At 35.9% G+C, this 23,224-nt stretch carries 21 protein-coding genes and 1 pseudogene; 7 read left to right on the top strand and 15 right to left on the bottom strand.

The features are described from left to right. Positions 1–56: 56 nt before the first annotated feature. Positions 57–1,595 (bottom strand): DHA2 family efflux MFS transporter permease subunit, encoded by a 1,539-nt coding sequence (locus NYQ66_RS05095; RefSeq protein ID WP_259867560.1) that lies wholly within the window; start codon positions 1,593–1,595, stop codon positions 57–59. A gap of 158 nt (positions 1,596–1,753) precedes the next feature. Here NYQ66_RS05095 and NYQ66_RS05090 point away from each other — a divergent pair, with 158 nt between their 5' ends. Next, complete coding sequence (locus tag NYQ66_RS05090) at positions 1,754–2,623, top strand: TetR/AcrR family transcriptional regulator (protein WP_259867557.1); 870 nt, start codon at positions 1,754–1,756, stop codon at positions 2,621–2,623. 83 nt (positions 2,624–2,706) lie between these two features. Here NYQ66_RS05090 and NYQ66_RS05085 read toward each other — a convergent pair whose 3' ends face one another. The 4 genes and pseudogenes from NYQ66_RS05085 to NYQ66_RS21475 form a co-directional block, all read right to left on the bottom strand. Next, the gene (locus NYQ66_RS05085; RefSeq protein ID WP_259867555.1) at positions 2,707–4,128 is read right to left on the bottom strand and encodes a PH domain-containing protein; all 1,422 of its coding nucleotides are present in this window, start codon (positions 4,126–4,128) and stop codon (positions 2,707–2,709) included. Continuing rightward, positions 4,121–4,600 carry a PH domain-containing protein gene (locus tag NYQ66_RS05080; RefSeq protein WP_259867553.1) on the bottom strand — a complete coding sequence of 160 codons (480 nt, stop codon included), beginning with the start codon at positions 4,598–4,600 and terminating at the stop codon, positions 4,121–4,123. Before NYQ66_RS05080 ends, NYQ66_RS05085 begins: the two co-directional genes overlap by 8 nt. Positions 4,601–4,846: 246 nt before the next feature. Then, positions 4,847–5,188, bottom strand: coding sequence for a methyl-accepting chemotaxis protein (locus NYQ66_RS21480; RefSeq protein WP_407652051.1), 342 nt, complete (start codon positions 5,186–5,188; stop codon positions 4,847–4,849). An 84-nt stretch (positions 5,189–5,272) separates the two neighbouring features. Then, positions 5,273–5,659: pseudogene (locus NYQ66_RS21475) on the bottom strand (PAS domain-containing protein); the annotation flags it as partial. 419 nt (positions 5,660–6,078) lie between these two features. Between NYQ66_RS21475 and NYQ66_RS05070 the strand changes: the two are divergent. Further along, the gene (locus NYQ66_RS05070; RefSeq protein WP_259867548.1) at positions 6,079–6,642 is read left to right on the top strand and encodes a cell wall hydrolase; all 564 of its coding nucleotides are present in this window, start codon (positions 6,079–6,081) and stop codon (positions 6,640–6,642) included. 273 nt (positions 6,643–6,915) lie between these two features. Here the strand turns inward: NYQ66_RS05070 and NYQ66_RS05065 are convergent, their stop codons facing one another. From NYQ66_RS05065 to NYQ66_RS05050, 4 genes are all read right to left on the bottom strand, one after another. Then, positions 6,916–7,821, bottom strand: coding sequence for an alpha/beta hydrolase (locus NYQ66_RS05065; RefSeq protein ID WP_259867546.1), 906 nt, complete (start codon positions 7,819–7,821; stop codon positions 6,916–6,918). 325 nt (positions 7,822–8,146) lie between these two features. Continuing rightward, positions 8,147–8,764 carry an NUDIX hydrolase gene (locus NYQ66_RS05060; protein WP_259867543.1) on the bottom strand — a complete coding sequence of 206 codons (618 nt, stop codon included), beginning with the start codon at positions 8,762–8,764 and terminating at the stop codon, positions 8,147–8,149. Positions 8,765–8,954: 190 nt separating this feature from the next. Next, the gene (gene htpX / locus NYQ66_RS05055; protein ID WP_259867541.1) at positions 8,955–9,869 is read right to left on the bottom strand and encodes a protease HtpX; all 915 of its coding nucleotides are present in this window, start codon (positions 9,867–9,869) and stop codon (positions 8,955–8,957) included. Between the two features lie 509 nt (positions 9,870–10,378). Beyond that, positions 10,379–10,888, bottom strand: coding sequence for a DinB family protein (locus tag NYQ66_RS05050; protein ID WP_259867539.1), 510 nt, complete (start codon positions 10,886–10,888; stop codon positions 10,379–10,381). 297 nt (positions 10,889–11,185) lie between these two features. Here NYQ66_RS05050 and NYQ66_RS05045 point away from each other — a divergent pair, with 297 nt between their 5' ends. Then, on the top strand, positions 11,186–12,220 hold the full coding sequence (locus NYQ66_RS05045; protein ID WP_259867537.1) for an FUSC family protein: 1,035 nt from the start codon (positions 11,186–11,188) through the stop codon (positions 12,218–12,220). 158 nt (positions 12,221–12,378) lie between these two features. Here NYQ66_RS05045 and NYQ66_RS05040 read toward each other — a convergent pair whose 3' ends face one another. From NYQ66_RS05040 to NYQ66_RS05020, 5 genes are all read right to left on the bottom strand, one after another. Further along, the gene (locus tag NYQ66_RS05040; RefSeq protein WP_259867535.1) at positions 12,379–13,794 is read right to left on the bottom strand and encodes an MDR family MFS transporter; all 1,416 of its coding nucleotides are present in this window, start codon (positions 13,792–13,794) and stop codon (positions 12,379–12,381) included. 442 nt (positions 13,795–14,236) lie between these two features. Next, positions 14,237–15,073 (bottom strand): alpha/beta hydrolase, encoded by an 837-nt coding sequence (locus NYQ66_RS05035; protein WP_259867533.1) that lies wholly within the window; start codon positions 15,071–15,073, stop codon positions 14,237–14,239. 11 nt (positions 15,074–15,084) lie between these two features. Further along, positions 15,085–15,753 carry a hypothetical protein gene (locus NYQ66_RS05030; protein WP_259867531.1) on the bottom strand — a complete coding sequence of 223 codons (669 nt, stop codon included), beginning with the start codon at positions 15,751–15,753 and terminating at the stop codon, positions 15,085–15,087. Between the two features lie 27 nt (positions 15,754–15,780). After that, on the bottom strand, positions 15,781–15,975 hold the full coding sequence (locus NYQ66_RS05025) for a hypothetical protein (RefSeq protein ID WP_259867529.1): 195 nt from the start codon (positions 15,973–15,975) through the stop codon (positions 15,781–15,783). Positions 15,976–16,134: 159 nt separating this feature from the next. Next, on the bottom strand, positions 16,135–16,632 hold the full coding sequence (locus tag NYQ66_RS05020) for an antibiotic biosynthesis monooxygenase family protein (RefSeq protein ID WP_259867527.1): 498 nt from the start codon (positions 16,630–16,632) through the stop codon (positions 16,135–16,137). Positions 16,633–16,745: 113 nt separating this feature from the next. Here NYQ66_RS05020 and NYQ66_RS05015 point away from each other — a divergent pair, with 113 nt between their 5' ends. Beyond that, positions 16,746–18,359 (top strand): glycoside hydrolase family 9 protein, encoded by a 1,614-nt coding sequence (locus NYQ66_RS05015; protein WP_259867525.1) that lies wholly within the window; start codon positions 16,746–16,748, stop codon positions 18,357–18,359. A 50-nt stretch (positions 18,360–18,409) separates the two neighbouring features. On the opposite strand, the gene NYQ66_RS05010 is transcribed toward NYQ66_RS05015, so the two are convergent. Beyond that, the gene (locus NYQ66_RS05010; protein ID WP_259867523.1) at positions 18,410–19,591 is read right to left on the bottom strand and encodes a permease; all 1,182 of its coding nucleotides are present in this window, start codon (positions 19,589–19,591) and stop codon (positions 18,410–18,412) included. Between the two features lie 211 nt (positions 19,592–19,802). Here NYQ66_RS05010 and NYQ66_RS05005 point away from each other — a divergent pair, with 211 nt between their 5' ends. The 3 genes from NYQ66_RS05005 to NYQ66_RS04995 all read left to right on the top strand — a co-directional run bounded on the left by NYQ66_RS05005 (position 19,803) and on the right by NYQ66_RS04995 (position 22,977). Further along, a complete protein-coding gene (locus tag NYQ66_RS05005) occupies positions 19,803–20,393 on the top strand; it encodes a hypothetical protein (RefSeq protein ID WP_259867520.1) in 591 nt (196 codons plus the stop codon). Between the two features lie 419 nt (positions 20,394–20,812). Continuing rightward, positions 20,813–22,369 (top strand): ABC-F family ATP-binding cassette domain-containing protein, encoded by a 1,557-nt coding sequence (locus NYQ66_RS05000; RefSeq protein ID WP_259867518.1) that lies wholly within the window; start codon positions 20,813–20,815, stop codon positions 22,367–22,369. Positions 22,370–22,521: 152 nt separating this feature from the next. Further along, on the top strand, positions 22,522–22,977 hold the full coding sequence (locus NYQ66_RS04995) for a S1 domain-containing RNA-binding protein (RefSeq protein WP_259867516.1): 456 nt from the start codon (positions 22,522–22,524) through the stop codon (positions 22,975–22,977). Positions 22,978–23,224 lie beyond the last annotated feature (247 nt).

Below are 23,224 nucleotides of genomic sequence, written 5' to 3'. Positions count from 1 at the left end.
ACATCAATGCTTGCTATAAGAAAAAAAGTGGGACAAGGGGCTATCCCCTCGTCCCACTATTCTACTACGCTTTTCATTGGAGGTGTTGGAACTAGTTCTTCTTTTGTTGTTTCCTCTTGATGTGGTGTTACTCTTTTCATAAATAAAGCCAAGATTAATGCAACAACTGCAATGAAAGTAGAGATTAAGAAAGTAAAGTTAATCCCACTTAACATTGCTTGATTTAATATTTGTTCTTCCATTTGCGCCAAAGCTTCCGCTGTTGGTTGTGCTGCATTTGGATCCGCAGTCGCTGCCGCTTGAGCAACTAACTCCCCTGCTCTAGTCTCCGTCCGATTATTCATCAACGTAATTAATAACGCAGAACCGATTGCGCCTGAAACTTGCTGCAACGTATTATTCATGGCAGTACCATGCGGGTTATTTTTCTGCGGTAGTTGGTTTAACCCATTAGTCATTACTGGCATCATTACCATAGACATCCCAAACATACGTAAAGTGTATAACATAATTAGTGTAAAATAAGTCGTTTCCATACTAATCTTACTAAAGTAGAATGAAGTTACAATGGTAAACGTTAAACCAATGACAGCTAACGATCTCGCTCCATATTTATCAAACAATCTTCCTGTTATTGGAGACATGATTCCCATTACAATCGCTCCTGGAAGCATGAGTAACCCCGACTCCATTGGTGAAATTCCACGAATCGTTTGTACATAGATCGGCATTAAGATCATACCAGAAAACATCGCCATAGCAATAACCATGGAGATCACTGATGATAGTGCAAACATTGGATATTTATATATCCGAAACTCTAGCATTGGTTCATCCATGCGTAATTGACGGAGAACAAATGTCACAAGCGCAATTACACCTACAATGATCGTACCGTAAACGTAAGGATCATTCCATCCTTTATCTCCAGCAGAACTAAAACCGTAAAGCAAACCACCAAAGCCAATACTTGATAATACTAGTGAAAACACATCCAACTTGATCGAACGTTGCGGAGTTACATCTTTTAACTTAAAGAACGCAAAAATCAGTGTTAAGATCGCGATTGGCAGAACGATATCAAATAGCATTCTCCAACTATGATGTTCAATAATCCAACCTGATAGTGTTGGTCCTATTGCAGGTGCAGTAATCATTACGAGACCAAACGTCCCCATTGCTGCTCCTCTTTTTTCTATTGGAAAAGCTGTAAGCATAACATTCATTAGGAGCGGCATCATAATGGCTGATCCGGATGCTTGAATCATACGCGCTGCTAATAACACACTAAATACTGGTGCAAGACTTGCTAATAGAGTTCCTAAAGTAAATAGTGACATCGCAGTAATAAATAATTTTCTATCAGAAAATCGTTGAATAAAAAACGCACTTGCTGGGATTAATATACCATTCACAAGCATATAACCTGTAGAAAGCCACTGAACAGCTGTTGGTTTTACCTCAAATTCATCCATAATCGATGGAAGGGCAACATTTAATAAAGTCTCATTTAAAATAGATACAAATGCACCAATAAATAAAATGGCAATCATACCTATCATTGATTTATTTTGATTTGATTGTAATTCTGACATATAGATCATTCCTACTTTCTATATTTTTAAGCACTTGAATATTTTATACCCAGAGTCCATTAATTGCAATATTTTTTTATCAATAAATAATAAACATTGATATAACAATGTTTAAAACCTATAATAAAAGTAGACTATCATTACAAAAGGGTGATATTATGAGCGCAAAAAGAAAACAAATCATCAGTGCAGCCCATCAATTGTTTGTTGATAAAGGTTTCGCTTTAACATCTATCCAGGATATTTTAGATAAAGCTGGTATCGCGAAGGGGACATTCTATAATTACTTCGAATCAAAAAACCAATGTTTAAAGGCGATATTAGAGTCGATTTCCGAGCAAGTAGAACAAGAAAGAAGAGAAATTGCTATCGGAAAAGAAATGAGCGATGAAGAGGTTTTCATTGAACAAGTAACCGTACGAATAAAAATGAATCGACAGCATCACTTACTGACTGTTTTTGAAACGGTTTCTTTTTCTGAAGATTCGGAGTTAAAGCTATTTATGGAAGAGCAACACCGTGCTGAGTTACAGTGGATTGGTAGTAGATTTAATGACCTCTATCCTGATAAAGCACAAGATTACACATTGGATTATGCTGTCATCTTCACAGGCATTACGCATCACTTGATACTTACTTGGAAACTAGGATCATCTCAAGAATTAGATATTGAGAAGGTCATTCGTTATGCATTAAATAGTGTTAAATCCCTCTCCAATAATCAATCTTATATCATTGATCCATTTTTACCGGTTAGTTGGCTTGATGGCGATGATAACTCAAAGGAAGTGGACATTACATCTGTTATTAAACGTTTAGAAGAATTAAACGAGCAATTAACCAAACAAAAAGGAACCAGCAAACAAAAAGAACTTACTCAATTTTTTATCGCTGAACTCCAAAAGACTACACCTCGCGCTTTTTTACTAGAAGGTGTAATCATGTCAACGAAGAAAGCTTTCCATCAAACTAGATTTGAACATGAAGTAAAACAAATTACCGAAAAGATCTGGAAAATCATCCAATAACGGAACAGAAAGACACCTTTGTTACAACATTCTGTCCAACCCAATTGAAAAAGTGGGACAAGGTTGTATGCCCCTTGTCCCACTTATTTGCGGCAGGAGAACCAATCTACGATTCGATCGACGTCCTCCACTGTTAATTCTTTTATGCTATAGTGTCTTCCTGTAAAATTATTTAAGATGGAAGCCTCCATGTTAGCTAATTTTTGTTTACGGTGCAGCACATGTTGCTGCTTTTCAAACGCTTGAATCCTGCGCTGTTTTAACACTACTGTTTCTTTACTGAACAATCGCATTTGAAGTGTTAATTGATTTTTGGTTAAATGAATTCCAGCCGTACGATAACGAGCAAATCCAACTAATAGTGACAAGATCACTAGAATACATGGAATAAAAACAAAGTCTGGTAACATAATTGCTAAAGGTATGATCGCAAGGATCGGAAGGATCGATGCCCGAAATAGATAATATGGTAACCCTCGTTTAGGTATGTGCTTAAATGTACTTGGTACATCTTGATACTCTGGAACTATATCCTGTAAGAATGAAGAAATCTCTTTTTTCTTCAGGAGTGGAAAAATCAGCGTTTCCGTAGGTTGATTATCATGGACACCACCTGCAATCTCAACAGAAATAGATGCAAATCCTAATGGTTGCCGAATAAGTGATTCTTTTATAGACACTGCCTGTATTCGCTTTATAGGAATAGTCATTTGTCTTTTTTCTAATAATCCTCTAGTAATAAACAACTCGTCTTCGTATCTGGTTACCGTAAACTTTCCATGTTTAATTACCACACCTAAAATACCAATTGCCCATGTAAGAAGTACAAGCACCAAACCAAGAACACTTAATAACTGTATTGTTTGAGAAATTAACCAATTCGTGGTTCTTTCATACGTAGACTCAGGAATTAGGTTCTCCACTTCTGAAAACGCAAATGCGAAAATACCCAAAATAACACCAAAGCTTCCAGATGTAGAACCTGCTATTAACAGACGTTTAAAAGAAATATTTCTTACATTGTGATGTTCTGGCTCAGTTGAGTCATCATTAGTAACACTAGGTTCTTTTTTCCTTTTTAATTCCTGATGTATGTATTGTCCTTCATCAAAGGTGACTGCACTTAGTGTGGCATCTACATTGCTGTCGCTACCTGCAGTTTCTATTTGTACTTTTGTTAAGCCAAAAATACGGTGAATTATATTCTGTGTGAGATCAATTGATTGAATTCTATTTTTTGAGATGGTGCGATTCTTTCTAATAAAGACGCCTTGTTCGATCAGCAACTGGTCATCCTCAATCTTATATGTAAACCGAAACCAGTTAAGAACACTATGTACAATTACTAAAATACATAATACACTACCACCTAACATCACATAGATGAAATGAGCATCCCCTATGGATAAAACAATAACCGGAATAAGTGCATATACAAACTGCCTGATCAAGTTAATAACATTAAATATCATAGCTGCTGGATGGAGTCTCTTCGAATTAGACATCGTCTTGATCCACCCTTGCAAGATTAGAAATTTGATCTCTTAATGCAGAAGCTTCTTCCTCTATGAGTGCAGGTATTTCATGTGTAGTTGCAGCAGTTGAAATGGTTAAACTTGATAGTCCGTATTTTTTTAATATCGGACCTTGTTTTGTATCTACATGCTGGACACGAATCATTGGAACCAGTGTGCGTGTAACAATTAGTACACCATGTTGAATATAAATTTCTTGATCAAACAGCTCGTATCGCCACCTTTTCCAACGCAAAGTCGGAATAAGAAAAACCGTAAGTATTATCTCTATTAAACTAGCCACTAGTAAACCAATACCATACCAATAAGAAAATTGTAAAAAGTAAGCTAACACAAATAATGTAATTGTAATGATTACCGGAAAAATACTCCATAAACCAGCTGATAACATCCAAGCCTTTTTAGCTTCAATCGCAATTCTTTCCTTTGGCGGTTGCCTCATAACGAACACCCTTTCTATATTAAATAAGACAGTAGGATAAGCCCTTGTCCATCTTTTCAATTAATGTACATTATACATGATTTCCCAACTATTATTAGACAAATATATAAATTTCACACACTTTAGATAGAAACTTAACTATTCTCAATTACATCATACACACTCAATACTACACAGACAAAAATAAGACTACTCTTCTGAGAATAGTCCTATCTTTATATAAAGCAATAATATGCTATAGTAACATTAATTTGTAACGTCCTTGAACTCATCAATCGTTTTATTGAAATTTGTTTGTGTTTCCTTAACGACCTCTTGCAAATCATTTGTAATTTCACTGACTTTATTTACTTCATTAGATATGTTTACTACATTTTCATCGACACTTTGTATAGCTTTTTCCACATTTCCCGCTAATTTACGCACTTCATCTGCTACAACCTTAAACCCTCTACCTTGATCACCAACGCGAGCAGCTTCTATAGCAGCATTTAAAGCCAACATATTGGTTTGAGAGGATATATGACGAATCATTTTAGACACTTCTGTTATAAGATTTGTTTGCTCTTTTAGTGTTTCGATCGCCATCATTTTTTCATTCGAATTGGAAACTACTATATCCACTAACTCTAACGGCATACTTTTTAACTTTGTAATAATTTCATTCGTCCTATTTTCACGTTCCGTTATATCAGTTGCAATTTTTAATACTGCATCTACAAGCCCTTCTTCACTTTGTATTGGGATATAGGTTGCCTCTAACCAAAGCAAATCACCATTTTTGTTTACGCGTTGAATCTTCTCTTGGAACCTCTTTCCATTTCTTAAATTCGTCCAAAGCTCTTCATACTCTTCACTTTCAATCAAATCGCGGGTGCAAAATTGCGTATGCTTCATCCCTTGCATTTCACTCGCAGTATAACCCATTGTTGAAGCAAAATTATCATTCACCCAAATGACTTCTTTGTTTAGATTGAATTCAATCATTGCTAAATTAGATTCTAAAGAAGTTAGAACAGCTTGCTCGTCTAGCACCTGTGTACTTTTATGTTTATTCATGGTTTGAGACATTTCAAGGCTCCTTTTGCTTTCTATTTCGTAATCTACGGTATAAAATCTATCTACTATACCCATAAACCTTCTCATATAAACTATTATCCGATTTTTTTTGGAACAGAGGGACAGGAACTGCTTAGTATCTAAAACAGTCTAATCTTGAACACGTCGGTCCCAGCATTCCAATTACATCTTGTAACACGTTTGTCAAACTTGTAAAGATAAAGGAATCTTCTTCTATTACACTTATTTTTTGGATGGATTTTTTTAGCGGAAGAATTTAACTGTATTTTTATTTCTTCATCGGCGACATTGCTTGAGCCTCCTTTTCGTTTTACTTGGTATAATTTGGGTAATGATAAACTATATTACAGTTGTTAGGCTATATACAATGACAACTATTAAACTAGGAGGATTGAAGTATGAACACAAAAAAGGTACTTCTTCTCATAACTATAGCTTTAGTTAGTGTTCTGACACTACCAAATATAACAAGTGCCGCTTCTCAAATAGAAGAACATGAAGCATCATTCATAGAAACGATATTTACACAACAGGCTAATCACCATGTTGGAAGTTTAGTTGAGCCAGATCAAAAGGTAATGATCGAGCATTCAGTTTCTGAAAAAGAAAAAGAACTAATGGAAAAAATAGTACAAGCTGAAGCAAAAGGTGAACCTTACGAAGGCAAAGTAGCTGTAGCTACAGTCATTCTAAATCGTGTTGATCATCCTGACTTTCCAGATTCTATTGAAAAAGTAATTTATCAAAAACTAGGACAGATTTACGCATTTTCACCTGTTCAAAATGGCATGATTAACAATCAACCTAGTACAGAAGCAAAACAAGCAGTCAGGGAAGCCCTTGATCAAGGAAGTAAAGGTCACGATGCCGTCTACTTTTACAACCCCAAAACTGCACAAGACAAATGGATTTTTTCAAGAACTGTTATTAAAACGATTGGTAATCATACCTTTGCCAAATAGCTTTTATCACATTAAAATACCACATGCAAACAAATGGCTTGAGTATAAACTCTAGCCATTTTTAATTTTAACGGTGTTAATGAACATGACCAAAAGGGAATAAGCGTATCGCACTTAAGGAAAAAATAATTGCCTATCTCGAAAAAAATAAGCAAAGAAGAAGATTTCCTCACTTGCCCTACAGCGGAAGCGATACATAATAGCACAGACTTTAAGACAGATGAGGCGCATACGCGCACTCTGTCCCTCTTCTTACCTACTCTCAATTCACATTCATCTTACACTTTCTAAAAAACGGTCAATATTACTGAGGTATTCTTTATTGGATAGGTGGTTTTTTACATGGCCCCCTTTATTCGTAATCCATAAGCGCTTCCGTCCTTTATAGTTATGGTACATTCTTACGGAACACGTATGCGGGACTTTATCGTCATCTTGATTATGAATAAAATACACGGGACAATTCACGTCATCTAGACTTTTGGACGGATTCACCATTCTTGGATGATTACCGAAGCTAAGAAAAGGAAAGAAAAATAAAATAAACGGATTCACGAGCTTTGGTAAGTTCGTCCAGTTGGATAGATTGTTATTTAAATAAGATTCTAAATCATCAAACGCACTGTCAACAATGATCGCATCAGCTTCTTCTTGAGCTGCAGCCATAATCGAACATGATCCACCCGTCGACCAGCCCATGAGAATTAACTTCTTATAATCTACCTTTTGTTTTGTATATCGAATTGCTCCTATCAGATCCTTTGTCTCGAAAAGACCAATCGTAGACTTCTTCCCCTCTGACTCACCACAATTACGATAATCAAATGTTAGAATGTTATAGCCCTTTTTTACATAATAAGCTGCTAATTTAAGGGATTGAATTGGTGACCTAGTTCGACTTCCACGATAGCCATGAGAAAATATAATTGTACCAATTGGTTTTTCAGCCTCTATAAGCCATCCTTTCAAACTCGTTTTATTATCCGCACTTTTAAACTCAACATCTTTATAAGCCAAACCATAAGTCCTTGGACTTCCTTTCACTTTGCTTCGCTTTGGATGAGACAATTTCCACGCAACAATGAAACCCATAATCATTAAAATAGGTGACAAAATCACTTGTATAATGACTTCGATAAATTTCATTTTTGGAAAAACACTTATTGTTTTCACTTCCATCCCGCTCGTCCCCTCCATTATTAAAATCATGTAGATAGAATTAATTAATACCCTCTATTAGTTAGTTTCTAGGCGTAGACACCTTCACCCTTTTCCATATTAAGGCAATAATACTGTTAATGTTATTCTACTACATTAGATTTATGTAACCATCCATCTGTCAGCAATCTTAACAAACAATTAAAAAAGTTAACACTTGTCATATTGTTTAATACCGGAACAAACCTAAACCACGTGACGCCACTATACAAGTAAAATAATAAAAACGAGCAATGTACCATTATTTAAGCGGTACCTTGCTCGATTTTTTGATGGGACCATTCATTTAATCTTGAATAATATCAATAAAATGTGCAACAATCCTCGCAGTAAGACCCCAAATCACCTTACCCTCATACACATAAAAGTACTCTGGTAATTTAAACGAGCGAAAGTCATAATCTTCTCCACCTTCAATAAGATCAAATGGGAAGGTATCGTCTGGCTTTACTTCTAAATTCACGTAATGAACTTGAGGCTTGTTGTCTAGAAAATAGGCTAATGGAACAGTAAATACTTCCCCTACTTCTGCTGGGTTTGGCTTTAATGCCTTCATATCTTCAATAACCCCAACATAAGGAGAGACGATCATTCCAAAAGGAGAAACAAGATAGTCGATAGGATAAACATTGGAAATCGATTGATCCAACACCCCTAACTCTTCTGTCGTTTCTCTTATGGCAGCAGCTTTTGCTGAACGATCGCTCTTATCAATTCTTCCACCCGGAAAACAAATTTCTCCAGGTTGTCTTCTTAACGATTTTGAACGAACTTCAAAAATAAGATGAATGCCGTCACCTTTTTTCATCAGCGGAACAAGAACAGCATACTTATTAAAACTACCACTACCCAATATCTTTGGTTCATGGCTTTTCACTTTACTTATAATAGTTTGCGTATCCAATTCTTCCACCTCAACATAATTATCATTTATCTTATTGTACCATTATTAAAAACCTGCTTTGAACTATTTGATTTCAATCTAAACTAGATTTATGTTTTTTCAATCAAACGTAAATACAAGGATTGAATTCAATTGCAAATTTAAAAAAACTGCCCTGTAAATAGGACAGTTTCAGTTTCTATAATAAAGTTTACATTTGCTCTAATCGTTTAATTCTATCATCTAAATCAGGGTGTGTAGAGAATAATGTTATTAATCCACCTTTAGAATTGATTTTCATCGTCTGAATCGCAGAATCATCCGAACGATCATTTACACTCGCAACTTTTACATAAGATTTTAAAGAACGTAACGCATGTGCCATTTTATCTCGACCAGCTAAATCTGCGCCACCACGATCCGCATGATACTCTCGATGACGTGAATACGCACTAACAACAATGCTTCCAAGAATAGAAAATAAGATTTGGAAGATAATAATTGCCGCAAATTGTACTATCCACCGTAGTTCATCACGAACAAAACGTGAAACAATAATAGCTGCTATTCTAGAGAAGAATACAACAAACGTATTCACTACACCTTGAAGCAACGTCATCGTTACCATATCACCATTCGCCACGTGTGCAACCTCGTGAGCAATTACACCTTCTACCGCATCTTCGTCCATTGCATGTAATAAACCAGACGAAACAGCAACAAGAGATCGTTTCTTTGAAGGACCTGTCGCAAACGCATTTACCTCAGGAGATTGATAAATCCCTACTTCTGGCATATGCATTAAACCTGCAGTTCGCGAAAAACGGTGTACTTTTTCAACAACTGCACGTTCTTCCGCAGAAAGTTGTCCATTTGGATCAAGCACTTTTACCTTCATCATCATCTTAGCCATCCAACGCGACATCGCTAAGGAAATAAAGGAGCCTGCGAAACCAACGAGAATACTAAATATCATCAATGATCCATAATCAATTCCTAAACCTGGACCACCTGTTTGAAAAGACCCATTAACACTTGTAAACGTTGTAATTAGAGTCCATACGATTACAATTGTAGTCATTACTAAAATATTTGTTAAAAGAAAGAAAAAGATTCGTTTTCCCATTCAGTTACCTCCATCATTATATATAAATGTATTTTACCATGTCTCTAATCTGCGTGAAAGCTTTCCAACCTATACTTTTATTCTGGTTAGACATCAACTCCTTTACCAACTTGTTTATCTAGGAACAAAAGCGCTGGCGCCTTGACTTAAGACCTCGAGGGGGAGGCGCCGGATCTGGACATGACTGATTCTACATGTTATCCACATCAAGCATATTTTATAATTTTCTAAATAAAAAACCCTTACCGTTAATTGGTAAAGGCTAAAAAATAAAGACCTCTACCACTTGGTAAAGGTCTTGCTAACAACATACGTTGCCAATAAAGCCGAGAGCAAATGCTCCGAAATGACGACTTTACTGCTAAAGCTACTCCCCTTTAGGAGAAAACATATTCAAGTTTAATATAAAAAATATAGCGTTAATTTCTTAAACTGTCAACATTTTCTTGAATTATAACCCATTAAGGTAAACGCTTACATTTAAATGTTAGAGTAAACCAAATCAACCGCTATCTGTGAATAGGTACCATCCCTTTCTTCTCACCATAGTAGTCCAACCACTTCACAACACCCTTGTTATGTTCTCTTAATATACTATTGCAATAACCAACATGATGTTGAACATGTCGTACCTGCCCAAAAATGATATCTAAGTTAGTAAGACTTTTAAATACAACAGATCTTTTTTGTAACCATGCATCATCTTTATTTGCAAAATAAGCCTCTACTGTTGCTTTAACCTCTTCTTTATAACTAAACAACTCTTGTCTACTTAACGGATCTTCCGCTACATGTTGTAATTCCGGATAAACCTTCTTATTTTCAAATGGTTCGATAAACGTTTCATTATCTAATCTAAACCAGAAATTCATCCCTGTTAGAGCATGCAATAGTTGTTGCCAAAAAACAAATCCATCTTTTTGTTCATACCATAAATCATCTGGACACATGTCAATCATTTGTTCTAACATCGAAAACGACAAGTAAAATTGATTTTTTGCTATCTCTAATAGCCTCATCTTCTATCAACCCTCCCAGTTTTTGTTAGTTCCAATGATAGTATAGCACCATTATACAAGGTCTGGATAAACGACAGAAATATGTACTATTTTTGTAAAAAATACGTTTTCAAATTTGACATATATTTTAATCACGTGAAAATTTATGAACCTTTCATCAATAAAGTCCCTAAGTGTTCTGACAAACTGTCATAAACTAGTTGATAGATGAGGTTCTTTTGTTCTAATATATAGGAAAACCAATTACATTTTTAAAAATACTACTAGAAAAGAACATACTTTCTTAAACGTCTTTAGATGGGAGAGATCCATATCACTTTTGGCCCAAGAATCTTAAAAACAGGTTTAGCTGTTACACTATCTATTTATATCTGTATTCTGTTTGGTCTGGAAAACTTTGTTTTTGCTGGGGTAGCTGCAATTTTAGCTGTTCAACCTTCCGTTTACCGTACATGGAAGCAATTATTGGATCAAATCATAACCAATACTTTAGGAGCTTCTATTTCTTCATTTTTTATATACTTCTTTGGAGCAAATCCAATTACAATTGGATTTGTTATTACCTTAATGATCGCTTTAAATATTAAGCTAAAGATGGAAACCACTATTCCGTTAACCCTAGTTACAGTTCTTGCAATCATGAGTGCGACGGGAAGTGAAAACTTTTATTTTGCCTTGGAGAGATTTGTAGTCATTCTGATTGGAACGTGTACTGCGATAATAGTAAATATAATCATTTTCCCTCCAAAATATAAAAAGAATTTTATTCAAGATATTAACGCAACTTTTCAAAATATGTCATTATTAATGAGAACCGTTATCTCAAATGAAATGAAGGAAACATCTTATCAGGAAATCGATAAAAAGTTTAAAAAAGATTTATCCAAGCTAGAGGAACGATTCAAGTTATTTGAAGAAGAAAGAGAAAAGTTAGGGAAGACAAAACAGTTAAATACAAGAGAAATTATTGTATTTAAACAAATGCTCAAGGTATTACAAGAGGGAAACCAACTTCTAGATAATATCGATGAACACTACATACAAAGTAAATCTCTCTATGATGAAAGTAAAGTATTCGACCAACAACTAGAAGACTTAATAAAGTATCATGAATACTTACTATTAAAATACTCAGGGAAGATAAAGGAAGATTATAACCAAAGAGAGGGCGAAATAGTACAAGATAAAGATAAATTTTATGACCAAGTGTTGGAGTATTATCAGCTAAACAAAGAACAAAAACTCCGTAATATGATTATCGCTTCCTCGATCATTGATTATTCTTTTCACCTAGAGCGACTTGAGAAATTAATTAATCAGTATCTTAAATAGAAGTTAAGTTCTTTTGTCAGATCTAGAAGGGCTTTTATTTTGGTAGACCTAGTTAATTCAATTAAAAGATATAAAAACAACAAACGCCTGTTTACAAACGTTTGTTGTTTATTTTTATACTATTATTGCTTGTGATTTTAGAATTAGTGACACATAACTTAATCTGTTTTTTCTTTTTCAGGGCTTGTTTTCTTTAAGAAAAATGCTAATACAACACCTATCCCACTAAGAACACTTGCTACAATAAACGCAACGTTCACACCATGAATCTCACCTTCTATTCCATATTCCTTCGTATCTAATGCACTACTTGTCATGATTGTAACTAATAGTGCCGTTCCAATTGAACCAGATACTTGCCTCATCGTATTGCTCATCGCTGTTCCATGAGGAATAAGTCTACCAGGCAATTGATTTAAGCCTGCCGTAGTTACCGGCATCATAACCATAGAAATACCTAACATTCTACATGCATTAACAACCACAAGGTATGTAAAAGAAGTTGTTCCTGATAAATCGGTAAATAAAATAGTCGCTATCGTAACAATCGAAAGTCCGGTAATTGCTAACCATTTCGCACCAACTTTATCAAAAATCCATCCATTGATCGGGTTCATTATTCCCATTAGGATGGCACCCGGTAAAAGCATCAATCCAGATTCAAGAGCAGTAAAATCATGCATATTTTGCATATAGATTGGTAGAATCGTCGCACCGCCAATCATCGATATAAAAACAATCACACCCATAATTGTGGATAATGTAAAAATGCCATAACGAAAAACTTTGAATTCCAAGATTGGTCGCTCCAAACGGAATTGTCGTGTAATGAATAGGATTAGAGATACAATACCTACGATGATCGATAGCATAACATGCCAACTTCCCCATCCTGCATCACCTGCACTACTAAAACCGAAAAGGATACCTCCAAAACCAAATGTAGATAAAATAATAGACAACACATCTACTTTTGGAAATGAACGCTTGGTTACATTTTTTAATAAGAAATATGCCAAAATAAAATCAATAACTGCAATAGGAATAATCACATAAAATAACGATCTCCATGGATAGTTTTCTACGAGCCAACCGGATAAAGTTGGACCAATAGCCGGCGCAAAAGCGATTACCATCCCAAATAACCCCATTGCTTGTCCTCGTTTTTCAAGTGGAAAGATAACAAAAAAAACAGTTTGCATCAGTGGCATCATAATACCTGCCCCAGATGCCTGTACAACTCTTCCTAGAATCAGGATAGAAAATGTAGGTGCGATTGCACAGATGATCGTTCCAATTCCAAACAATCCCATTGCCGTCAAGAATAACCCTCTAGTTGTAAACTTCTCAATTAAAAAAGCAGTGATTGGTATCATCACACCATTAACGAGCATAAACACGGTCGTTAGCCACTGCGCAGTGTTAGCAGTAATCGCTAAATCATCCATTATATGTGGGATCGCCGTTGCTAACAATGTTTGGTTCAAAATCGCGGCAAACGCACCCGTAATTAAGATAGCAATGAGTGGTGCTTTTCGAATGGACTCTAAATCCTGGGTCTTTGTCTTTTCCATTATTTTACCTCTGTTGAATTTATTTACTTAGTTGCCCACTAAGTAGTCATGTGTATAGTTTGCTCCTACTTTCTGGATAAATCAACCACTTTTCTTGATCAAAGCGTTTTTTATTCTATTACTCTTTCTAGTTAATTCTTCTATTCCATTCTGATCCCCATAAGTATATCTCTAAGGACTTGCAACATTTGCTTGTATTATACATTAAGGCTTCTGCATTTGCTGTTGCGGAGATACATTTGGATTCGTGTGCGAATTAACCGACCATAATTCTCAAACCAATTTGGTGGAAATTTGATGACCCGTATTTGGCATTGCTGACACATATGGATTGTACCCATAGCTTATGACAAAGAATATTCATCTATAATGGGTATTTATATTAATTGAATCAAAGAGATTGGGAATTAACAAAATTACAAATCGGATTACTAAAAATAATTCACAAAAACTTTTTCATATTTTTTAAACACTCTTCTCCAGACCAGTGGACATAGTGGTGGGAATCTAACTTCAATAACGTTACATTATTTTTAGTAACAAGCCTCTTGACCGCCTCCTTTGTTTTTGTAGCTCTTTCTGGATCGTAGTTAATGTAGGATGCGTATATGAGAAGGCAAGGTGAGGTTATTTGTTGAAGCAGTTGGGGAAGGTTTAAGCGATAATAACCAAAATACAGACGCAACCCCTCCTGTGTAAAAACAACATCTTCCTTTAATGCCTCTCTAATATAATCTGACTCTTCCACATGAAACCTTTGACAAAATTCTTTCAACTCATCTTGGAACAATTCTTTTGTCCCATTATTTTCTATATGTATATAGAACTTATGCAATAGCTTAACAAAAGGCTTACCAATCGTTCTTTCTAGTACACTTATGATTGGTAGTAAATAACCGAATACCCCGAACTCCTTCGTGGGAAACCTAGGAATTATTATATGTCCCTGGTCTAATAGAACTAATTTCTCTACATTCTCTGAAAAGATAGAAGCAAAACACATAGCGACAGCTCCTCCCATAGAGTGACCGATTAATGTTATAGCATCGAAACGACACTGGTCTACATACTGTTTTAACCAGATCGCGATATCATGGATTGACACCTTTCCTTTTATCCCTTCACTTTTTCCAATTCCAGGTAGATCAAGCAAATGGCATTCGTATGTATTAGACAGTGCATCTGCAATATTTAATCCTTCCTTACCAGAGAATCCAAATGCAGGTAGAAAAATTAAGGGTTTCCCCTTACCTATTATAATAGATTGATAGTTTGGCATATTACTGTGACCTACTTTCTATTTCTTACTAAAACGTGAAATAAAGTTTTTAAAGGTGATTCTGTTGAATTATGTTTAGACACTTGATCACAGAAAGGAAAGTTACTCGGGCTTACGTTTATTTTAGCAAGTGGTGTGACATGTTGATTCGTTATCCACTCACTTTTCACTCCACCTTGTTCAAAGGTACACTTGGGTAATATATAAATGGTTCCATTTGTCCAATAACGATCGTTATTTTGCTTAGCAATAGAAAAATAATAATACCGTTTGATCCCCTTTTGTGTTGGGATCGTAATGCACATATTTCGTAATGAATGAACGCTCTTTCTATTTACAACTGCAAAAAACAATGACCAAATACCATCCGATGATGCAAAAACTGCTTTTACTGGTATTCCGTTAGCAAGCGTTTGTGTTCTTGGCTCAAATTGTGTTATTCCTCGGTTGTTAGATCCATGGACAAGCACTTGCTTGTTTTCAACGATATAATTCAGAAATACATGGATTGGTATGTTAGAAGAGTAGGTGAAAAACGCACCCTTGGCGTCTAAGATCTTATAAAACACTTGATTCAATTCATTTTCTTGCTGCGAATTGAGCTTTAATTCGGCCTCTTTTAAAAAATGTAGTCTATGAAAGAAAAAGATTTTTATTGCATTTACGAATTGACGGATCACAAAAAATACCTCCATAAAAAACAGCCATTAGACGATATCGAAAAAGTCACCTATAATCCTTCCAAATCCTCTTAATAACCAAAAGATCATGCGCAATGGTAATAAGAACAATTCCGGTACCCAAAACAGAATATCCCAAAAAAGGTCAAAAAGGGTATAATCATTTGGGTGCTTCCTTCTCTTTCGAGTTCTTGCTCGTTTTTTATGCCACCATTCTTTCATACTACTTTTTCTCCCTTCACTAGAAACAAATTAAAAATATCAAGTGACAAACACTTCCCCACTTACCCATTTTAACATAATATTCCATATACTTTCTGATAATTCTAATAACAAGTAAAAAAGAGAATCAACAAAGATTCTCTTCATTTGGCTATTCATTTAAGTTGTTGATACGTGGTACGTCTCTACAAAGGAAGGGCGCGGAAAAATTTGCGGTTGTTGTTGGTCAATCCCTTCTGACGTTCCCCGTTTTTTATGGGCATGCTTATACGCACTAGATTGTCTCCACTCCTCATAATCTGTTTGTGATTTCCACAAAGTTATAACAACATACGTATCGGAATGCAGCGGCCTACATACTCTAATCGCAACAAACCCTGGCTCATGTTCTATTTTTCGAGCTCTGTTTAAGAATCTTTTCTCAAATTGACTTCTACCATCTTCCGTCACCGGTATATTATTAAATACAGCAAACGAAGGAGCTTTCATTGTGCCCGTTGCATCAATCACTTCATATGCTTTCTGATCAATACCAGTAATGTCTTCATCTGTTGCTCGATCGGTTTCGTATAGATATATTGTTTGTTCGAATCCTTCCATTTTTAATGGTGGGACTTTCTGTTGATTTTGGTTTTGTTGGCTAATATAAATATTCACCTTACTTACACTCCCTCACTCCATTAATTATTTACCTTCATATTAACTACTAGACTTGTATTTGTCATTTTGTAAGCGTTATAATTTTATCAAATGAAGGGGAGTGTATAGCTATGAACATGCAAGAAGCGAGAACGATAACGGTTAATCAACTAGGGTATCCAGCAACAGGAAAGAAGATCGCTGTATTTACAAGTCCAACTGGTCCTTATCAGATTATCAATGAGTCTGGAGATACCGTGTACGATGGTATTACTACAGTTGCTAGATTTGATCCTATTAGTGGAACTACCGTTTGTTACGGAGATTTCTCCGACATTACTACCAAAGGAAAATACCAAATAAAACAAGGTAATGCTACTTCATCCATGTTCGAAATATCTAGCCTACCCTATCAATCACTCCATCACGGATTATTAAAAGCCTTTTATTTCTTCCGCTGTGGTATGGAACTAGACGAAAAGTTCGCTGGTCCTTGGAAACATAAAGCATGCCACACAGCAGAGGGGATTGTACACGGTGAACCCGATCGTAAACGCGATAGTTCTGGTGGGTGGCATGATGCAGGTGATTACGGCAAATATACCGTTGCAGCAGCAAAAGCGATCGCAGATCTACTCCTTGCCTATGAACTCTATCCTTCTGCATTTGATCAAGCCATTCCGATACCAGAAACGGATGGTCAAACACCGGATTTACTACACGAATGTCGATATGAACTCGAATGGTTATTAAAGATGCAGGATGAGAAAACTGGTGGCGTCTTTCATAAACTAACAACCTTAAGGTTTCCTGGGTTGGATGTGATGCCAGAAGATGATCATGCAGATTTATATTTTTCACCGATCTCTGCTACTTCCACAGGTGCGTTTTCGGCAATAATGGCGATTGCGGCTCGAATATATCGACCATTTGATAGTTCCTTTGCAGATCTTTGTTTAGAAAAATCAGTCATTGCAGCTAATTGGTTAGAAAACAATCTTGATGTGCCTGGATTCACTAATCCATCAGATGTACATACGGGAGAATATGGCGATGATCAAGACAAAGATGAACGCTATTGGGCGATGGCAGAGCTTTATCGAACGACTGGTAAACAAAAATACCATGATGCTTTTCTGCAATTAGCACAACAATCATTTAATAAATACAGCCTCGGTTGGGCAGATGTTAGTGCTTATGGTACACTGGCATATCTCTTAAACGGAGAGAAGCACACAGACCCGACACTTTTTGCTACGTTTAAGACTGGTCTGATTGCAGAAGCAAACACGCTTGTTACTAAAAGTGAAACAGATGGCTACCTCATTTCCTTATCAGAACAGCAATATGTATGGGGAAGCAACATGATTGTCATGAATCATGCCATGATATTATTACTTGCACATCACTTTACTGACGATGACATATACGAAGATTGTGCACTAGAACACGTCCATTACTTATTAGGGCGAAATGTACATGACATTAGTTTTGTTACAGGATTTGGAGACAGATCGGTGATGCATCCACACCATCGCCCTTCCGTCGGAGATGTTGTGTTTGAACCAGTTCCTGGTCTTGTGTCTGGAGGACCAGATCGGAATTTGGATGATGAATATGTGCGTGAAACTCTTCAAGGGAAATCAGCTGCACAATGCTTTGTTGACCACAAAGAAAGTTACTCTACAAATGAAGTTACAATCTATTGGAATTCACCAGCTGTGTTTGTTGTTTCGGTAAAATAATCTAAACATAAAGATAGGCTTCCACATATTAGGAAGCCCATCTTTATGTTTTATATCCAATGTACAAATAATCCAAAGCATAAGTAAGCAATACATAAATACGTTATAATCGTTTTTAACTTGGAGTCACCTTCATGCATATGCATCATATGTTGATGGGAATGTAATTGCTTAAACTTCTTGTTAAGAAAGAGTGCAAACATCGCAACAAATATAAATACAACATTTAACCAAAAGGTATAATTAATCTGAAATGGGTTATGTTCCATAATTGAGTTAGCTGAATCTGGAAGTACTCCTAGAGCTTTAAAACCGTAGTGAATACCAATAGAGGTTATTAAAATAGAAAGATAGAACGTACCAGCGATATAAAGTGCCGTTTTTAACCCGTAATATTTTTTATGAACAGCTACAATCGGTGGCACTACCAAATCTGAATAAATAAAAGCCATAATTCCGGCAAACGCTACACCACTTGAAGCCAAAATGGTCGCAATTGGAATATTACCCATCGATCCAATAAACGTTAACATGGCAACAAGTGGCCCAACTACAGCATTCTCTAGTACTTTTAAAAAACCATCCTGTTGTTCAACTAAAAAGAAAGATTTCCATGTTTGATCGCTAATAAAGGTTGCCATCATACCTGCTAAGGTAAAGCCAATCGTAATTTCTTTCCATACCATTTGCCAATTCATCACAAATTCGTGACCTACCTGTAACCAACCTTCTTTTGTTTTGATTTTTTCTTTCCAATCAAAATCTTCTTCCATATGATCATCCTGCACATTTTCGCGAGCTTCTTCTACTAATTTTTTGGGATATGTCAATTTTACTAGTCCCCATGTAACAAAGATCAAGATAATTCCACCGATAATTTCTGCAATAACAAATTGCCAACCTAGAAAAATATATATTAATATACCTAACTCAATGACTAGGTTCGTAGAGGCAAATAAAAATGCAAGCGTCGGTATAAAATGAGCGCCTTTTTTAAATAAGCTCTTTCCTGCAGCTAATGCTGCAAACGAGCAGGAAGAACTTATAGCGCCGAAGAATGTTGATAATCCTACTGATTTAAGCTTAGCATTTCCCATATATTTAACCATTTTAGTTTGTGGTATAAAAGCTTGTATCATAGAACTAATAAAATAACCCAATACAAATGCCCAGCCCGCCTTCCAAAAGAAGCCTAAACTAGTTATTGCTGCATTCCCTATCAGATCGAACATGTAACTTGCTCCTTTCGTTAAGCTATACAACTTTTTTTACCACAATTTATACGAAAGCAAACTAACAACATAAAGAACACTAATCTTTTCTTTGATAACTTTTGATATAATAATTGGAACAGGGGCTCCGCGGTTAAATAAACAATGCAAGAAATGATGCGACAATCCATGAATAACAATAAAAAACAAAGGTGAAAGGTGGTGGGATTCGATGAGAAAAGTTCATGTTGGCATCATCTCTGTCATCGCTTTACTCTTATTTGCAGTTATTGTAAATTTTCAAGTCGATAACGACAAACCAAACTCGACAGTGGTTGCTTACGAGGATCATCCTAGTTTGGATGCTCATCAAGTAAGAATTGATGATCTATATGTTGAAATTCCCTTTCGAAAAAGTACTGTCGACATCCAGAAACGGTTAGCGAATGATTACGCATATATTGATATAACTGATCAGGAAACTGGCGAGGTTCTATTTACTTATGGTGAATCCATTGGTAAAGACCGGGAGCAAATTGTATTTCGCGAAATAAAAACGGACCAAACAACAGTTAGGGTTCAAGCACTTTTAGATATCAATAAAGGAAGCGGAATGATTATAGAAGTAATAGATACTGTTGGATTATTTGATCCAGAACCGGATCATGTTTCAAATAAAAACGTATTTGCTGGACCTAACTCAAGTGAGTTCCCGTCAGAACAGGTTTCTATCTTAGCACTTTTCGATTTGGAGTGGGGTGATCCACAAGACTATCAAAATATGTATGAGGGATATATAGTGGGCGTCATAAAAGATAACTAAAACAAAAAAACGATAAGTATTTTTATAAATGCTTATCGTTTTTTTCTTCTACACTGTCACAAAAACAGTGTACTTTTCTTTTCTGACTTATACTTATTTTGTCTTTGGGAACTTGTTTTCTTTCTTTTGAACAATTTAAAACAAGAAATTACCCACTATTCCTAACAAAGTAATAAGTACAATCCCGCCGAACAGAACACAACCAATAATCTTTATTGGTAATGGTAGCTTTCCGCTCTTTCCAATTGGTGCACCTTCCATATGATTCATATGGTCTATTGCATCACCGTGAAAAATATAGTGTTAAACACTTCTCAACACAAATTTTAAGGAGAAAACATTTAATTCCACTATCACTTTTGCCAATTCACCTTTATAATAGGAAAGGATGATTTTTTAAAAGAAAAGGTGTATAAAAGATGAGTTTATTATCAGTAAGTAACTTAAGTCATGGATTTGGTGACCGTGCCATATTTGATGACGTTTCTTTTCGTTTATTAGCAGGGGAACACATTGGGCTTATTGGTGCTAATGGCGAAGGAAAATCTACATTTATGAATGTTATCACTGGCAAGCTTGAGCCTGATGCAGGAAAAGTAGAATGGTCAAAACATACAAGAGTTGGTTACCTTGACCAACATACGGAATTAAAGCAAGGCATGACTATTCGTGACGTGTTGAGGACTGCTTTCCAGTATTTATATGATATGGAAGAGGAAATGAATGGACTTTTTGCAAAGATGGGAGAAGTAGACCCAGAAGAACTTGAAAAACTGTTGGAAGAAACAGGCCGAATGCAAGATGCACTGACAAATAATGACTTCTACACGATCGATGCAAAGGTTGAAGAAGTAGCAAATGGTCTTGGATTAAATGATTTCGGGTTAGATCGTGATGTACATGACTTAAGTGGTGGACAGCGTACAAAGGTTCTTCTTGCCAAGTTGCTACTTGAAAAACCAGATATATTGCTACTTGATGAGCCAACAAACTATTTAGATGTTGAACACATTGAATGGTTAAAGCATTATCTATTAGCATACGATCATGCATTTATTCTCGTATCACACGATATCCCATTTTTAAATAGTGTAACTAATTTGATCTACCATATGGAAAATCAAAAGGTCACTCGTTATCCTGGTGACTATAATGAATTCTTGCGTGTTTATGAGATGAAGAAGCAGCAGCAAGTTTCTGCATATAAGAAGCAACAAAAGGAAATTGCCAACTTAAAAGATTTCGTAGCTAGAAATAAAGCAAATGCTGCAACGAGTAAAATGGCAATGTCTAGACAGAAAAAATTAGATAAAATGGATGTTATCGAACTAGATGCAGAAAAACCAAAACCACAATTTAACTTCAAGCTAGCTCGAACTCCAGGTAGATATTTATTTGAAACAAAGGATTTAATCATTGGTTATGATGAGCCATTATCAAGAGCCCTAAATTTAACAATGGAACGCGGACAAAAGATTGCCTTGTCTGGTGCAAATGGCATTGGTAAAACAACATTATTACGGAGCATTCTTGGTGAGATTAAACCCGTATCGGGATCTGTTGAATTAGGTGATCACTTGCATATTGGTTATTTTGAGCAAGAGATTAAAGTTGCGAATCAAAATACTTGTATAGAAGAAGTGTGGGAAGAATTCCGCCACTTCACCCAATATGAAGTACGCGCTGCATTAGCCAGATGTGGATTAACGACAAAGCATATTGAAAGCCAAGTCCAAGTGTTAAGTGGTGGTGAGAAAGCGAAAGTTAGACTTTGCAAATTAATAAACAATGAAACAAATCTTCTTGTTTTAGATGAACCTACCAATCACTTAGACCAAGATGCAAAAAAAGAATTGAAACGTGCTCTGCAGGAATACAAAGGTAGTGTTCTGCTCATTTCACACGAACCGGAGTTCTATCAAGGTATTGTAACGGATGTCTGGAACTGTGAAGATTGGACAACAAAAGCCTTTTAGGGTATTTTTATGATAGACTAATCGTTTATTTACCTTTAAAATTGGGTACATTTATATTGATTTCGCCATATTTAATAGGCAAATCTTAATTGATATTATTTTATTTAATTGTTATAATAAGATGGTTTTAAAATTATTGAGGAGGAAATCTTTTGTCAGTAGAAATAGGCAGTAAGGTACAAGGTAAAGTAACAGGTATCACTAATTTTGGAGCGTTTGTAGAATTACCAGGAGGCTCTACTGGTCTTGTTCACATCAGTGAAGTTGCGGATAGTTACGTGAAAGACGTTAACGACCATTTAACTGTAGGTGACGAAGTAGAAGTTAAAGTAATTAGTGAGAAGGACGGCAAGATAGCCTTGTCCATCAAAAAGGCGATTGATAAACCAGAAGGCCAGACCTCATCTTATTCGAAACGCCCTCAACGTCAGGGAGGAAGAGATCAAAGAGGTTCGAGAAATTCTTCTAATCCAAGAGGCAATTTCAAACCTAAAGAAACGTTTGAAGACAAATTAAGTAAATTCTTAAAGACTAGTGAAGAAAATATATCTAGCCTTAACCGTAGTACGGAATCAAAACGAGGCGGTAGAGGCGGTAGACGCGGATAGTCTACTTTTCACTTCAACCAAAATAGAGACAAAGGCAAGCTAATTGATTAGCCTGCCTTTTTTATTATCCTAAAATTGTATTGCTTTCTAGTCCTTCGTTGTTGATCCATACTGTGCAGTTAAAAATTTCATTACTTCCTTACGGTCTTAATTAGATGAGTGGTAATACGCCGCTACGGAAAAACACTCGCTTTCCGTGGGGAACGCCTCAGCCTCCTCATTCGCAAAGAGCGCTCACTGCGGGGTC

This window comes from Aquibacillus koreensis, from assembly GCF_025154055.1.
GTDB classification, from domain to species: domain Bacteria; phylum Bacillota; class Bacilli; order Bacillales; family Amphibacillaceae; genus Aquibacillus_C; species Aquibacillus_C koreensis.
Note: the sequence above shows the minus strand (reverse complement) of the source record. Positions and strands in the feature narration are given on the sequence as shown.